A 13,610-nucleotide genomic window follows, 5' to 3' on the forward strand; every position below is an offset into this window, starting at 1 on the left:
GAAATGACGCCGGCGCGTTCTCCTTCACGCCGGGGCAAGGTGGGGTCAAAGGCGCGTGCCAGCGCGCGGGAACGGCGAAACAGGCTGATAGAAGGTGACACGAGCGCGAGGAGCATGGGAGGTGAGCGGGTGACGGAAGACGTGCTGCGCACGGAGCGGCGGAGCGGGGAGGGACGGCGCCTGCGCGCGCCGGTGTTCTTCGTAGGACTGGTCCTGGTCACCCTGGTGATCGTGGTGCTCGACCTGACCACGGGCACGGCGGTCCGGCTGTTCCCGCTGCTGATCTTCCTGCCGGCGATCGTCTCGGGGCTCGGCGCGGTGTGGCAGACCGCCGTCGCCTCCGTCTGGGTGGTCTGCGTGGAGGTCGTCACCGGCGCCTACCTGCGCGGCGCGTGGGACGACATCGCGCTGGCCGCCGGGTTCACCGCGCTGTTCGGGGTGGTGAGCGTGGTCGGCTGCCGCTTCCGCGTGCGGCGCGAGGAGGAGGTGCACCGGCTGCGCTCCGCCGCCGCCGCACTCCAGCGGCAGATCGTCCGCCCGCTGCCGCTGCGGACCGCGGACGTGCTGGTGGACGGCCTCTACCAGCCGGTGGAGGAGGACACGATGGTGGGCGGCGACATGTACGAGGTCGCCCCCTCCAGGAACGGCACCCGCGTGCTCATCGCCGACGTCCAGGGCAAGGGGCTGCCCGCGATCGGCACGGCGCTGGCGGTGCTCGGATCGTTCAGGGAGGCGGCCTACCGGGAGGAGACCCTCACCGGCGTCGTGGCCGCCATGGAGAACTCCGTCATCAGGCAGAACTTCTTCGCCGCCCACACCGGCGAGCCCGAACGGCTGGTCACCGCCCTGGTGCTCGACATCGGCCACGAGCTCGGCGACGATCCGGCGGTCGAGGCGGTCAACTGCGGCCACATCGCGCCCTTCGTCATCCGGCACGGCGACGCCTGGCAGGCCGACCTGGGCGAGCCCGACGTGCCGCTCGGCGTGGCGTCGCTGACGGACGAGCCGCGCCGGATCACCCGGTTCGCCTTTCCCAGGGGCGCGACGATGCTGCTGTGCACCGACGGCGTCACCGAGGCGCGCGACCCGCACGGCGCCTTCTACCCGCTGGAGGAGCGGCTGCGCGAGTGGGCCCCGTCCCCGCCCGGCGCGCTCGCGGCCGTGCTCGGCGCCGATCTGCGGCAGTTCACCAGGACCGCGCCGCGCGACGACATCGCGATCCTCACGCTCCGCAGGCCGGAACCGCCTCCCGGATAGCGCGGGAGGGCCCGCTGAACCACCCGCTCCATCGGCGCGTACCTAGACACATCGGACACGTGGTCCATGGAGGTGTCGTGGAGCTCAGTCTCTTGCGGGCACAAGCGCACAGCCCGTCGTACTTCTCACTCATGCGCAGCTCGACGGGAGAGCGCGCCCCGGTGGACTTCTGCATCCCTTGCAACCCGTATTTCCCCACACCGGAGATCTTCGAGCACCTCGGGAGAAACCTGGAGACGATCCTCAAGTTCTATCCGAGCGACGCGGGCACGATCACCGAGGAGCTCTGCTCCACGCTCGGGCTCCATCCCAAGACCGTCGCGATGGGCAACGGCTCGACGGAGCTGATCACCTGGATCGACCACCTGCTGGTACGCGAGAGCCTGGCGGTGCCGATCCCCACCTTCGGCCGCTGGACCGACCAGCCGCTGGAGACCGGCAAGCGGGTGGACATGTATCCGCTGATGGAGAGCCGCAACTTCGCCCTCGACGTGGATGACTTCGTGTCGTTCGTCCGCATGCGCGGCTCCCGCGTGGCGGTGATCTGCAACCCGAACAACCCCGACGGCGGCTACCTGCCCAAGCACGAGGTCCTGTACCTGCTCGACCAGCTCATCGACCTCGACCTGGTGATCGTGGACGAGTCGTTCGGCGACTTCGTGGACGCCGAGCCCTACCCGGGCGTGGCCGCGGAGGCCGCGGTGCGGCCGAACGTGATCGTGCTGCGCAGCCTCGGCAAGAACTTCGGCCTGCACGGCATCCGCTTCGGCTACATGGTGGCCAACCCCGCCCTGGCCGCCCGGGTACGGGACGCGCTGCCGAAGTGGAACCTCAACTCCTTCGCCGAGGTCGTCGTGTTCATGATGCGCCAGTTCATGGGCGAGTACGACGAGAGCCTCAAGCGGCTCAACGCCGACAGGCGGGCGATGTTCCAGCAGCTCAGCACCATGCCGGGGCTGTCGGTCTACGCCTCGCAGGGCAACTTCCTGCTGGTCAAGCTGCCGCCGGGCCATGACGGGGTGCCGCTGCGCGACCACCTGCTCACCGAGCACGGCGTGTACGTCCGCGAGTGCGGCAACAAGCTGGGCACGACCAGCCAGTTCCTGCGCCTGGTCGTGCGTCCCCAGGACGACGTGCGCCGGCTGCTGATCGGCATGACGCAGTTCCTGTACTCGGGCAGCCTGCACGAGATCCCCGTGATCGGCCTGCACCACCGGGCGGTCAATCCGCTCTCGGCGTGAACCGCGGGCGGGGGAAGGCTGGATCCCCCGCCCGCGTCATCGGTGTAAGCTGTCTCGGCTATTTCCTTACGCCATAAAAAGTCGGCCGACGATGGAAGGGTTCCGTGCTCTCCAGCCAGCAGGCAAGCACCGTCCAGCCCCGCGATCACACCGCCGCGGACAGCCATGACCACATCCAGGTCCGCGGCGCCAGGGAGAACAACCTCAAGGGCGTCTCCCTCGACATCCCCAAGCGACGGCTCACCGTCTTCACCGGAGTGTCCGGCTCCGGCAAGTCCTCCCTCGTCTTCGACACGATCGCGGCCGAGTCCAGGCGGCTGATCGACGAGACGTACACCGCGTTCGTCCAGGGCTTCATGCCGAGCCTGTCACGTCCCGACGTCGACGCGCTGCACAACCTGAGCGCGGCGATCATCGTGGACCAGGAGCGCATGGGCGCCAACGCCCGCTCCACCGTGGGCACCGCGACCGACGCGCACACCATGCTGCGCATCATCTTCAGCCGCGCCGCCGAGCCGCACGTCGGCACCGCCTCCGCCTTCAGCTTCAACATGGCCGAGGGCATGTGCCCCGCCTGCGAGGGGCTGGGCAGGACGTCCGAGGTGGACGTGGACGCGGTCGTCGACAGGAAGCTGTCGCTCAACGAGGGCGCGATCAAGCTGCCCGGGTTCGCCGTCGACAGCTGGTCCTGGCAGGTGGTGGCGGGCTCCGGCCTGTTCGACCCGGCCGTCAAGCTGACGGACTTCACCGCCCAGCAGTGGGACGACCTGCTGTACAAGCCCGCCACCAAGCTCAAGTACGGCAACAGCAACTTCACCTACGAGGGCCTCATCCCCCGGGTCAAGCGCTCCTACCTGGGCAAGGACAGGGAGTCGATGCAGTCGGCGGCGCGGGCGTTCGCCGACCGGGCCATCACGCAGGCCACCTGCACCGCCTGCGGTGGCGCGCGGCTCAACGAGGCCGCCCTGTCGGCCAGGATCCAGGGCCACAACATCGCCGACTGCTCGGCCATGCAGATCAACGACCTGGCCGACTTCGTCCGCGGCATCGACAGCCCGAACGTCGGCCCCGTGCTGGAGGGGCTGCGCTCGACTCTCGACTCGCTGGTGGAGATCGGGCTGGGCTACCTCAGCCTCGACCGGGAGTCCGCCACGCTGTCGGGCGGCGAGGCGCAGCGGGTGAAGATGGTGCGCCATCTCAACTCCAGCCTCACCGACGTCACGTACGTCTTCGACGAGCCCACGGCCGGCCTGCACCCGCACGACATCCAGCGGATGAACCGGCTGCTGCTGGCGTTGTGCGACACGGGCAACACCGTGCTCGTGGTCGAGCACAAGCCGGAGACCATCGCGATCGCCGACCACGTGGTGGACCTCGGCCCCGGCGCGGGCACGGCCGGCGGCGAGGTCTGCTACTCGGGCAACCTGCACGGCCTGCGCCGCTCGGAGACGCTGACCGGCCGCTACCTCGACCACCGGGTCGGGCTGCGCGAGCGGATCCGCACGCCGTCCGGCTGGCTGCCGATCAGGAACGCCAATCTGCACAACCTGCGTGACGTGAGCGTGGACCTCCCGCTCGGCGTGCTGACCGTGGTCACCGGAGTGGCGGGGTCGGGCAAGAGCTCGCTGATCCACGGGCACGTCGCCGGGCGGGACGGCGTGGTGGTGGCCGACCAGTCGCCGATCCGCGGCTCGCGCAGGAGCAACCCGGCCACCTACACCGGCGTGCTCGACCCGATCCGCGCGGCCTTCGCCAAGGCCAACGGGGTAAAGCCGGGCCTGTTCAGCGCCAACTCGGAAGGGGCCTGCCCGGGCTGCAAGGGCATCGGGCTCATCTACACCGACCTGGTCATGATGGCCGGGGTGTCCTCGGTGTGCGAGCAGTGCGAGGGCAGGCGCTTCACGCCTGAGGTGCTGACGTACGAGCTGCGGGGCAAGAACATCAGCGAAGTGCTGGAGATGCCGATCTCCGAGGCGCGCGACTTCTTCCGCACCGGCCAGGCCGGGGTCATCCTCGACCGGCTGGTCGCGGTCGGCCTCGGCTACCTGGGGCTCGGGCAGCCGCTCACCACGCTGTCGGGCGGCGAGCGGCAGCGGCTCAAGCTGGCCGTCAACATGGCGAAGAACGGGACCACGTACGTGCTGGACGAGCCCACCACGGGCCTGCACCTGGCCGACGTCGACCAGCTCCTGTCCCTGCTCGACCGCCTGGTCGAGGACGGCAACACGGTCATCGTGATCGAGCACCACCAGGCCGTCATGGCCCACGCCGACTGGATCGTGGACCTGGGGCCCGGCGCGGGTCACGACGGCGGCCAGGTCGTCTTCACCGGAACCCCCGCCGAGCTGGTGGCCGACGGCACCTCGCTGACGGCCGTCCACCTGCGCGACTACGTCAGCAGAAGCTGACGCACCGCTCCCTTCGGAGGGCCACCCCCTCCGAAGGGAGCTCAGACCGCCAGGCGGGCCAGGACGCGGGCGAAGTCGGGCGGGGGCGCCACGACCAGCCTGGTCTGCCCGCCCTGGGCGACGATGTCGGCCCTGATGAGCGTCAGCCGCTCGTCGTGCCACCAGTACACCTGCGGGCTGAGCCCGTCCGTGCGCGCCGCGTGCACCCGCAGCCGCTCGATGGCCCGCACCACGCCGATCCCGTCCACGGGATGCAGCAGCAGCGTGTACGGGTCGGGCAGCACCACCAGCACGCCGTCCGCCGGCACCGGCAGATAGTCGCCCAGCCAGCGCAGATGCGTGGCGGCGGACGGGCTCGGCGCGGTCAGCCGGGTCACCGGCGTGCCGGTCAGCTCGATGCTCTCGCTGCTCAGGCGCTCCCGCTCGCGGACGTTCGCCACGGCCAGCTCGATCGCCCGCCCGGTGGGCACCGGCCAGCAGCCGGCCTCCTCGGGCCGCACGGCCCTGGACCCCACGGTGAGCAGCTCGACCACGTCGGCGTTGAGGTGGCGGCCGACGACGCGGGTCAGGTCGGGCACCTCGTCCACGGCCTCCACCCGCAGCCGCAGCAGCGGCCGGGCCTGCTTCAGGTCGCACACGTCGAGCCGGTCGCCGGCGGTGGCCACGGCGTGGCCGAGGTGCTCGGAGACCAGCATCGGCCAGTCCTCCCTGGCCCTGCGCCCGGCCTCGCGCCGCAGCCCGGTCAGCCGGACGACCATCTCGCCGTCCCCGAGCCCTTCGCCGCGCCGACTTCTGGGCCCACCTCCGGGCCCATCTGCGGACCCGTCCGGTGCCCCCGTCAACGTCACGGAGGAGCCGTCCTGGGCGAACTCGAAGGAAAATCCGAGGGACTCCGCGACCAGTGCGAGCAGCGAGTCGAGATCGACGTCTTCGACGGGCCGTCGCGAGGGCTCACGCCTGAACAAGTTCACGCGTCATGTCCCCTTCTGTCTGATTCGTCCCCCCTACCTTGCCTGCTCCCCGTTCCGGATCGAACCGGCCAGCGAGCACGATTCGGTATCGATAACACCAAGTGCATTCAGCCACACGCTCATCTGTGGCGACCCGTGCCCCACCGGCAACCCGGCCACCACCGGCACCCCGAGCGAGGCCAGCCGGTCCTCCAGCACCGGGTACGGGTCCCCGCAGCCGACCCACGACCCGAGCGCGATCCCGCGCACGCCGTCGAACACCCCCGCCTGCAGCAGCTGGGTGAGCATGCGATCGATCCGGTACGGCTCCTCCCCCACGTCTTCGAGGAACGCGATCCCGTCGGCGAACGACGGCTGCCAGCGCGTGCCGCACATCGAGGCGAGCAGCGACAGGTTACCGCCGCGGAGCACCCCTTCGGCGCGTCCCGGCGAAAGCACCCGGTCACCCCGCACGAGCGGCGCGGGACCGAACAGCGCCTGCCCCATGCTCTCCCAGGTCAGCGGCTCGGGCCCGGCCTCGTCGCCGGCGATGACGTCGCAGGCGGCCATCGGCCCGTGCAGCGTCGCCACGCCCAGCTCGATCGCGAACGCGTTGTGCAGCGCCGTGATGTCGCTCGACCCGAGCAGCACCTTGGGCCCGGCCGCGCGCATGGCGTCCCAGTCGAGCAGGCCGAGCAGCCGCCCGGCCCCGTAGCCGCCCCGGCAGCAGAAGACCCCGGTCACGGCCGGGTCGCACCAGGCGGACTGCAGGTCGGCGGCCCGGTCGGCGTCGTCGCCCGCGAGGTAGTCGAGGCCCTGACGGTCGAGGACGTGCGCGCCCACCACCACCTTCAGGCCCAGCTCCTCCAGACGCCGGACGCCCCGCCTGAGCAGGACGGCGTTGGGCGGCCCCGAGGGGGCGACGATGGCTACGGTGTCACCTTGCCGCATCGATCAGCTCCTTGACGAGCGCGGGTAGTGCCTGGCCGATCGGTTCGTTGATCACCCGGTCGGCGAAGGGGTCATAGGGGGTGGGCTGGGCGTTGACGATCACCAGGGTGGCGCCGGCGTCCAGCGCCTCGCCGCACAGCCCGGCGGCGGGATGCACGGTCAGCGAGGTGCCCACGGCCAGGAACACGTCGCAGGTGCGGGCGGCGCGCTGCGCGGCCCGGATCACCTCGGGCTTGAGCGACTGCCCGAAGGAGATCGTGTTGGCCTTCTGGACGCCGCCGCAGCGCGGGCAGGGCGGGTCGTCCTCGCCGGCCGCAACCCGGGCGAGCACCTCTTCCATGGGCGTGATCAGCTCGCAGGACAGGCACTCGGCGCGACGCATGGTGCCGTGGATCTCGATCACCTTCTCCGGCGAGGACCCGGCGCGCTGGTGCAGCTCGTCGATGTTCTGCGTGACGAGGGCCCGCAGCAGCCCCGCGCGCTCCAGCTCGACCAGCGCCAGGTGGGCGGCGTTCGGCCTGGCGTCCCAGGCGGCGTGATCGAGTCTGGCCCGCCACGAGGCCCGCCTGACGTCCGGGTCGGCGAGGTAGCGGTCGATGGTCGCGTCGGCCTCGGCCTGCGGATTCCTGGTCCACACGCCTTGGGGGCCGCGGAAGTCGGGGATCCCGGAGTCGGTGGAGACGCCCGCGCCGGTGAGGACGGACACCATCCTTGGCTCGTTCACCTGGCAAACGGTGTCACACTTACCTCTCGTATGCGACTTCCGCCCCACATCCTCGTGGTCAACGGCATCAAGGTCCGCCGCCCGGTCTTTCTGATCGGAGCGCCGCACTCCGGCGCGGACCTGCTGGCCCGTGCCTTGAAACGCTCTCCGGGTTTCCACGTGACGATGGGCCGCGCGAGCGTGGCGCACGTGGTCTACGCCTTCGCCCGCAAGCCGTCCATCGCCCGTACGTCCGGCGCCGTGCGCGTCCTGCGCGACGCGCTGTCCGAGTCGTGGCAGGTGCTGCCCCGCTCGTGCGGCGAGTGCGCCGAGTCGTGCCGGGACGCGGGCGGCGTCACCGGGACGGGCCCGTGCGTGTCCGCGAGCGACGTCACCCGCTTCGCCGACGGCAGCCCCGACCTGCTCTACAGCGTGCCCGTGCTGCTCCAGGCCTTCCCCGACGCCCGTTTCATCCAGCTCATCCGCGACGGCAGGGACGTGGTGGCCGACATGCTGGCCGATCCGGCGTGCCTGGCCTGGTTCAAGCCGGCCATGGTGGCGGAGCAGACCGAGTTCCCCAACGCGTTCCTCGGCGTCAACAAGGATGAGCACCTGCAGCGCTGGAAGACGATGCCGGCGGCGGGCAAGAGCGCGCTGCGCTGGCGCGGCGCGGTGCGGCTGAGCGCCGAGCTGCGCCGCACGCTGCCCGGGCCGCAGCTGCTGACTGTGCGCTACGAGGACCTGGTCGGCACGCCGCCCCAGGCCGTGGCGACGCTCGCGGAGTTCCTGGAGACGCGGGTGTCGAAGGTCGTCATGTACGACACCGCCGTGCCCAAGATCGGCGCCTGGCGGACCCGGCTGCGCCGCGAGGACCTGGAGCTGGTGGAGAAGGTGGCCAGGGAGGAGCTCAGGCGGCTGGGCTACCGGAAGAACTGAACTGGGTGCGGTAGAGCTCGGCGTAGAGCCCGCCGCGCGCCAGCAGCTCCTCGTGCCGGCCGCGCTCGGCGATCCGGCCGTCGTGGACGACGAGGATCTCGTCGGCCTCCCTGATCGTCGAGAGCCGGTGCGCGATGACCAGCGACGTGCGGCCCTCCAGTGCCGTCTTCAGCGCCACCTGCACCGCGGCCTCGGACTCCGAGTCGAGGTGGGCGGTGGCCTCGTCGAGCACGACCACCCTGGGCGCCTTCAGCAGCAGCCTGGCCAGCGCCAGCCGCTGCTTCTCGCCGCCGGACAGCCGGTAGCCGCGGTCGCCCACCACGGTCTCGAGACCGTCGGGCAGGCCGGCGATGAGCTCGCCGATCTGCGCCGCGCCGAGCGCCTGCCAGATCTCCTCGTCGCTCGCCTCCGGCCTGGCGTAACGCAGGTTGGCGCCGATCGTGTCGTGGTAGAGGTGGGCGTCCTGCATGACCACGCCGACGGTGTCGCGCAGCGAGCCGAGCGTGGCCTCGCGCACGTCGAGCCCGTTGATCCTGACCGCGCCCTCGTTGACGTCGTAGAGCCGCGACACCAGCGAGGTGATCGTGGTCTTGCCCGCGCCGCTGTGCCCGACCAGCGCGATGAGCTGCCCCGGCCGCGCCGTGAAGGACACGCCCTCCAGCACCGGGTGGGACGGCCCGGAGTCCTGCCTGGCCACCGACTCCAGCGAGGCCAGCGAGACCTCCTCGGCGGCCGGGTAGCGGAAGCGCACGTCGTCGAACTCGATCGTGACCGGGCCCGCGGGCACCGGCACGGCGCCGGGCCGCTCGGCGACCATGGGCTTGAGGTCGAGGATCTCGAAGACGCGGTCGAAGCTCACGAGCGCGGTCATCACGTCGACGTGCACGTTGGACAGCGAGGTGAGCGGACCGTAGAGGCGCATGAGCAGGGCGGCCAGCGCCACCAGGGTGCCGAGCTCGAAGGCGCCGGAGACGGACAGGACGCCGCCGATGCCGTAGACGAGGGCGGTGGCCAGCGCCGCGATCAGGCCGAGCGCGACGCGGAAGACGGTGCCGTACATGCCGACGGTCACGCCCACGTCGCGCACCCGGGCGGCGCGGGCGCCGAAGACGGCGGCGTCGTCCTCCGGCCTGCCGTAGAGCTTGGCGACCGTCGCGCCCGCCACGTTGAAGCGCTCGGTGGTGACCGAGCTCATCTCGGCGTCGAGCTGCATCTGCTCGCGGGTCAGCGCCGACATGCGGCGGCCGACGTATTTCGCGGGCACGATGAAGATCGGCAGCAGCACCAGCGCGACCAGGGTGACCTGCCACGACAGCGCCAGCATGGCGCCGAGCACCAGGACCAGGCTGACCACGTTGGCGACGACCGAGGACAGCGTGCTGGTCAGGGCGCGCTGGGCGCCGATGACGTCGGTGTTGAGCCGGCTGACCAGCGCGCCGGTCTGGGCGCGCATGAAGAACGCCACCGGCATGCGCTGCACGTGGTCGAACACCTCGGTGCGCAGGTCGTAGATGAGGCCCTCGCCGATGCGGGCGGAGAACCAGCGCTGCGCCAGCGTCAGCCCGGCGTCGACCAGCGCGAGCGCGGCGATGGCCACGGCCAGCCAGACGATCACGCCCGGCCTCTTGGGCAGGATGCCGTCGTCGATGATCGCCTTCATCAGCAGCGGGTTGGCGACCACGATCACCGCGCCGGCCACGACGAGCGCGAGGAACGCGGCGATCTGCCTGGTGTACGGGCGCGCGTAGCCCGCGATGCGCCGCACGGTGCCCGGCCGCAGCCGCTGCTTGGTGACCGAGCCGTCGCGCCGCAGGGACGCCATCATGCTCGGGCCGAAGCCCCCACCCATCATCGCCATGCGGGAGATCCCCCTTCCTCCGCACGGGACAGCGTCGCCGGGACGCTCGGTGATTCCCGGCTCCGCTCACCGCGAAACTCGCTCCGGGAAGCCCCCTTCTCCGCGCGGCGCTCTGAGGCACGCTGAGCCGTTTTCCCGCCCCGTTGTCAGTCGTACCCGTCGGCGGGCCCGACCGGCGGCCCAGGGGCCGCACAGCCCCTCACGACCGGCCGGCAGCGCCGGCGCCTGAGTGACGAATCAGCCCGACTGCCCCCAGAAGCACCGAACCGGCCGTCAAGCCGCGAATCACCACCGGTCCGGCCCGAAGCGCTGAGCCGCGGCTCAGCCCGACCGGCCGAAGAGTGCCTTGATGCGTGCCGCCTGCTCGATCCCCTCGGCCACACTCTGCTCCTCCAGGGTGCGTGCCTGCGCCCCCTGGAGGAGCCGCTTGGTCGCCACAGCCGCGTCCCGGTTCGTCGACAGCAGCTGCGCGGCCTTGTCCTTCACCGCTTGGTCCAGGTCGCCCCCGGCGACCACTCTCTCCGCGAGGCCGATGCGCATGGCCTCTTCTGCGTGCACGGTCCTGGCGGTCAGGCAGATGTCGATCGCCTTGGCCAGGCCCACCAGCTCGACCAGGGGCTTGGTCCCCGTCAGGTCGGGCACCAGGCCCAGTGCGGGCTCTTTCATGCAGAACGAAACGTCTTCGGCCACGATCCGCAGGTCACAGGCGAGCGCGAGCTGGAATCCCGCACCGATCGCGTGCCCCTGCACTGCGGCGATGGAAACGATCTCCGGGCGGCGCAGCCACAGGAACCCCGCTTGGGCCTGTCTGATGCGCTGCTCGAAGCCGGTGTCCCCGTCTGCGGCCACCGAGCTGAACGAGCCCTGTCCGGGCACCCCCTCAGATGTGAACGTTCGCAGGTCTATGCCTGCCGAGAAGGACGGTCCCTCACCTTTCACGACGACGACGCGTACCTGCTCGGGCAGGTTCTCGCCGATGCGAGCCAGTTCCGACCATGTCGCGAACGTCTGTGCGTTGCGCTTTTCCGGCCGGTCCAGCGTGATCGTCGCTATCTCACCGTCCACCTCGTAACGGACCCCGTTCTGCGCCGAGGCAGAGCCGTCGTCCGTATTCCCCCCGCGCTGTCGCGCCTGCGCTTCCGCCATCGCCCGCTCCCTTGTCCGGAGTGCTGACCGTCGCGCCCGAGCTTACAGAATATGATTCTGGCCCGGGCGCGACGGCGGCTGACTAGGGACGGGCGGCTGCGGTCGCACGTTCCGAGGCGGCCGTCAGCGCTTGGACTTGCCTCGGGTCGCCCCGCCGCGTCCGCGCAGAGTCACACCGGACTCGCTGAGGATGCGGTGGATGAACCCGTAAGACCGACCGGTCGAAGCGGCCAGGGCGCGGATGCTTTCGCCCGCGGCGTAGCGCTTCTTGAGATCGCCGGCCAGTTTTTCCCGGTCGGCCCCGGTGACCCGGGTGCCCTTCTTCAGTGTCTCGGCCACGAGTACCTCCTGTAGTGCCGGACTTCCGCAGCGTTACTCCGCCATGATCAGTCATTTCAGCGGGATCGGCTACCTACTCCACGGGAAAAGATCCGTACCCACTCAAATTAAGATCAGGCAAGTGCCACAAGATCGGAAAATTCGGCGCTCCATGCGTCTTCAGTTCCGTCAGGTAGCAAGATCACCCTATCCGGTGACAGGGCGTCAACGGCACCCTCGTCGTGGGTGACTAGGACGATTGCTCCTGAATACGACCTCAGAGCGTTGAGGACCTGCTCCCTGCTGACCGGGTCGAGGTTGTTCGTGGGCTCGTCGAGCAGCAGCACGTTGGCGCTGGAGAGCACCAGCATGGCCAGCGCCAGCCGGGTCTTCTCGCCGCCGGACAGCACCCCGGCGGGCTTGTCGACGTCGTCCCCGGTGAACAGGAACGAGCCGAGCACCTTGCGCAACTCGGTGTCGGTGAACCCGCCGCCGGCCGAGCGCATGTTCTCCAGCAGGGTCCTGCCGGGGTCCAGGGTCTCGTGCTCCTGGGCGTAGTAGCCGATCTTGAGGCCGTGGCCGGGGCGCAGCGCACCCGTGTCGGGCTGCTCGATCCCGCCCAGCAGGCGCAGCAGCGTGGTCTTGCCCGCGCCGTTGAGCCCGAGGATGACGACCCTGTGACCTCGGTCGATGGCCACGTCGACGTCGGTGAAGACCTCCAGCGACCCGTAGGTCTTGGACAGGCCCTCGGCCATGAGCGGGGTGCGGCCGCAGGGCTGGGGGTCGGGGAAGCGCAGCCGCGCCACCTTGTCGCCCTTGCGCTCCTCCTCGGTGCCGGACAGCAGCCGGTGCGCGCGCCGCATCATGTCCTGGGCGGCCTTGGCCTTGGTCGCCTTGGCCCGCATCTTGTCGGCCTGCGCCAGCAGCGCCCCCGCCTGCTTCTCGGCGTTGGCCCGCTCGCGCTTCCTGCGCTTCTCGTCGGTCTCGCGCTGGGCCAGGTAGGCGTTCCAGCCGACGTTGTAGTGATCGATCACGGACCGGTTGGCGTCCAGGTGCAGGACCTTGTTGACCGTGGCTTCAAGAAGGTCGACGTCGTGGCTGATGATCACCAAGCCACCCTGATGACTGCGCAAAAAATCGCGAAGCCAGCCGATTGAGTCCGCATCTAGGTGGTTTGTCGGCTCGTCGAGAAGGAGAGTTTCCGCTCCGCTGAAAAGAATTCGCGCCAATTCCACGCGCCTGCGCTGACCGCCGGAAAGCGTTTGCAAGGGCTGCCCGAGCACTCGGTCGGGCAGGCCGAGACTGGAGGCGATGGAGGCCGCCTCCGACTCCGCCGCGTAGCCGCCCAGCACGTGCATCTGATCTTCGAGCCGGCCGTAGCGCCGCACGGCCTTCTCCCGGGTGCGCTCGTCGGCGGAGGACATGCCCACCTCCGCCTCGCGCAGCTTGCGGATGACCTCGTCGAGCCCGCGCGCGGACAGGATCCGGTCGCGGGCCAGCACCTGGAGGTCGCCGGTGCGCGGGTCCTGGGGCAGGTAGCCGACGCTGCCGGTGGTGGTGACGCTGCCCGCGGCGGGCAGGCCCTCGCCCGCCAGCACCTTGGTCAGCGTCGTCTTGCCCGCGCCGTTGCGGCCGACGAGCCCGATCTTGTCACCGGGGTTGACCCGGAAGGTGGCTTTCTCGATGAGCAGGCGCGCGCCCGCGCGCAGCTCGATATCATTCGCAATGATCATGGTGACCGGTACACTCCCGAGCTAGGAAACGAGGATTGGGCGTGCGACGCCGGTCAATCGGGAGCATGCATACCGATCAGTGTAGGGCCCCTGGAAGGGGCCCCACCTC

11 protein-coding genes are annotated in these 13,610 nt (G+C 70.4%); 4 read left to right on the top strand and 7 right to left on the bottom strand.

Features of this window, described 5'->3' with window-relative positions:
- Positions 1–129: 129 nt before the first annotated feature.
- From B0I32_RS48660 to B0I32_RS48670, 3 genes are all read left to right on the top strand, one after another.
- Positions 130–1,257, top strand: a complete 1,128-nt coding sequence (locus tag B0I32_RS48660; RefSeq protein WP_245956626.1) for a PP2C family protein-serine/threonine phosphatase — start codon at positions 130–132, stop codon at positions 1,255–1,257.
- Between the two features lie 77 nt (positions 1,258–1,334).
- On the top strand, positions 1,335–2,498 hold the full coding sequence (locus tag B0I32_RS48665) for a pyridoxal phosphate-dependent aminotransferase (RefSeq protein ID WP_219912404.1): 1,164 nt from the start codon (positions 1,335–1,337) through the stop codon (positions 2,496–2,498).
- A 104-nt stretch (positions 2,499–2,602) separates the two neighbouring features.
- Positions 2,603–4,906, top strand: a complete 2,304-nt coding sequence (locus tag B0I32_RS48670; RefSeq protein WP_106251420.1) for an ATP-binding cassette domain-containing protein — start codon at positions 2,603–2,605, stop codon at positions 4,904–4,906.
- A 41-nt stretch (positions 4,907–4,947) separates the two neighbouring features.
- On the opposite strand, the gene B0I32_RS48675 is transcribed toward B0I32_RS48670, so the two are convergent.
- Genes B0I32_RS48675 through B0I32_RS48685 form a run of 3 tightly spaced genes read right to left on the bottom strand, consistent with a single transcriptional unit; the run spans position 4,948 to position 7,516 of the window.
- Positions 4,948–5,877, bottom strand: coding sequence for a hypothetical protein (locus B0I32_RS48675; protein ID WP_106251421.1), 930 nt, complete (start codon positions 5,875–5,877; stop codon positions 4,948–4,950).
- Positions 5,878–5,910: 33 nt separating this feature from the next.
- Complete coding sequence (locus B0I32_RS48680) at positions 5,911–6,807, bottom strand: S66 peptidase family protein (protein ID WP_106251423.1); 897 nt, start codon at positions 6,805–6,807, stop codon at positions 5,911–5,913.
- The gene (locus B0I32_RS48685) at positions 6,794–7,516 is read right to left on the bottom strand and encodes an SIR2 family NAD-dependent protein deacylase (RefSeq protein WP_106251424.1); all 723 of its coding nucleotides are present in this window, start codon (positions 7,514–7,516) and stop codon (positions 6,794–6,796) included. The genes B0I32_RS48680 and B0I32_RS48685 overlap by 14 nt, the downstream gene beginning before the upstream one ends.
- Before the next feature lie 45 nt (positions 7,517–7,561).
- Here B0I32_RS48685 and B0I32_RS48690 point away from each other — a divergent pair, with 45 nt between their 5' ends.
- A complete protein-coding gene (locus B0I32_RS48690) occupies positions 7,562–8,446 on the top strand; it encodes a sulfotransferase family protein (protein WP_106251426.1) in 885 nt (294 codons plus the stop codon).
- On the opposite strand, the gene B0I32_RS48695 is transcribed toward B0I32_RS48690, so the two are convergent.
- The 4 genes from B0I32_RS48695 to B0I32_RS48710 form a co-directional block, all read right to left on the bottom strand.
- A complete protein-coding gene (locus tag B0I32_RS48695; RefSeq protein ID WP_106251427.1) occupies positions 8,418–10,304 on the bottom strand; it encodes an ABC transporter ATP-binding protein in 1,887 nt (628 codons plus the stop codon). The genes B0I32_RS48690 and B0I32_RS48695 overlap by 29 nt on opposite strands.
- A 321-nt stretch (positions 10,305–10,625) precedes the next feature.
- Positions 10,626–11,450, bottom strand: a complete 825-nt coding sequence (locus B0I32_RS48700; protein WP_106251429.1) for an enoyl-CoA hydratase/isomerase family protein — start codon at positions 11,448–11,450, stop codon at positions 10,626–10,628.
- Between the two features lie 123 nt (positions 11,451–11,573).
- Positions 11,574–11,789, bottom strand: a complete 216-nt coding sequence (locus B0I32_RS48705; protein ID WP_020547488.1) for a helix-turn-helix domain-containing protein — start codon at positions 11,787–11,789, stop codon at positions 11,574–11,576.
- Between the two features lie 113 nt (positions 11,790–11,902).
- On the bottom strand, positions 11,903–13,501 hold the full coding sequence (locus B0I32_RS48710) for an ABC-F family ATP-binding cassette domain-containing protein (protein WP_106251430.1): 1,599 nt from the start codon (positions 13,499–13,501) through the stop codon (positions 11,903–11,905).
- Between the last annotated feature and the right edge of the window lie 109 nt (positions 13,502–13,610).

This window comes from Nonomuraea fuscirosea (assembly GCF_003001935.1).
Lineage (GTDB): Bacteria > Actinomycetota > Actinomycetes > Streptosporangiales > Streptosporangiaceae > Nonomuraea > Nonomuraea fuscirosea.

Excerpts from the sequence above, each read along its gene's own strand:
- B0I32_RS48695 (WP_106251427.1), bottom strand. The coding sequence starts at position 10,304 with ATGGCGATGATGGGTGGGGGCTTCGGCCCGAGCATGATGGCGTCCCTG.
- B0I32_RS48710 (WP_106251430.1), bottom strand. The coding sequence starts at position 13,501 with ATGATCATTGCGAATGATATCGAGCTGCGCGCGGGCGCGCGCCTGCTC.
- B0I32_RS48685 (WP_106251424.1), bottom strand. The coding sequence starts at position 7,516 with ATGGTGTCCGTCCTCACCGGCGCGGGCGTCTCCACCGACTCCGGGATC.
- B0I32_RS48680 (WP_106251423.1), bottom strand. The coding sequence starts at position 6,807 with ATGCGGCAAGGTGACACCGTAGCCATCGTCGCCCCCTCGGGGCCGCCC.
- B0I32_RS48690 (WP_106251426.1), top strand. The coding sequence starts at position 7,562 with ATGCGACTTCCGCCCCACATCCTCGTGGTCAACGGCATCAAGGTCCGC.
- B0I32_RS48700 (WP_106251429.1), bottom strand. The coding sequence starts at position 11,450 with ATGGCGGAAGCGCAGGCGCGACAGCGCGGGGGGAATACGGACGACGGC.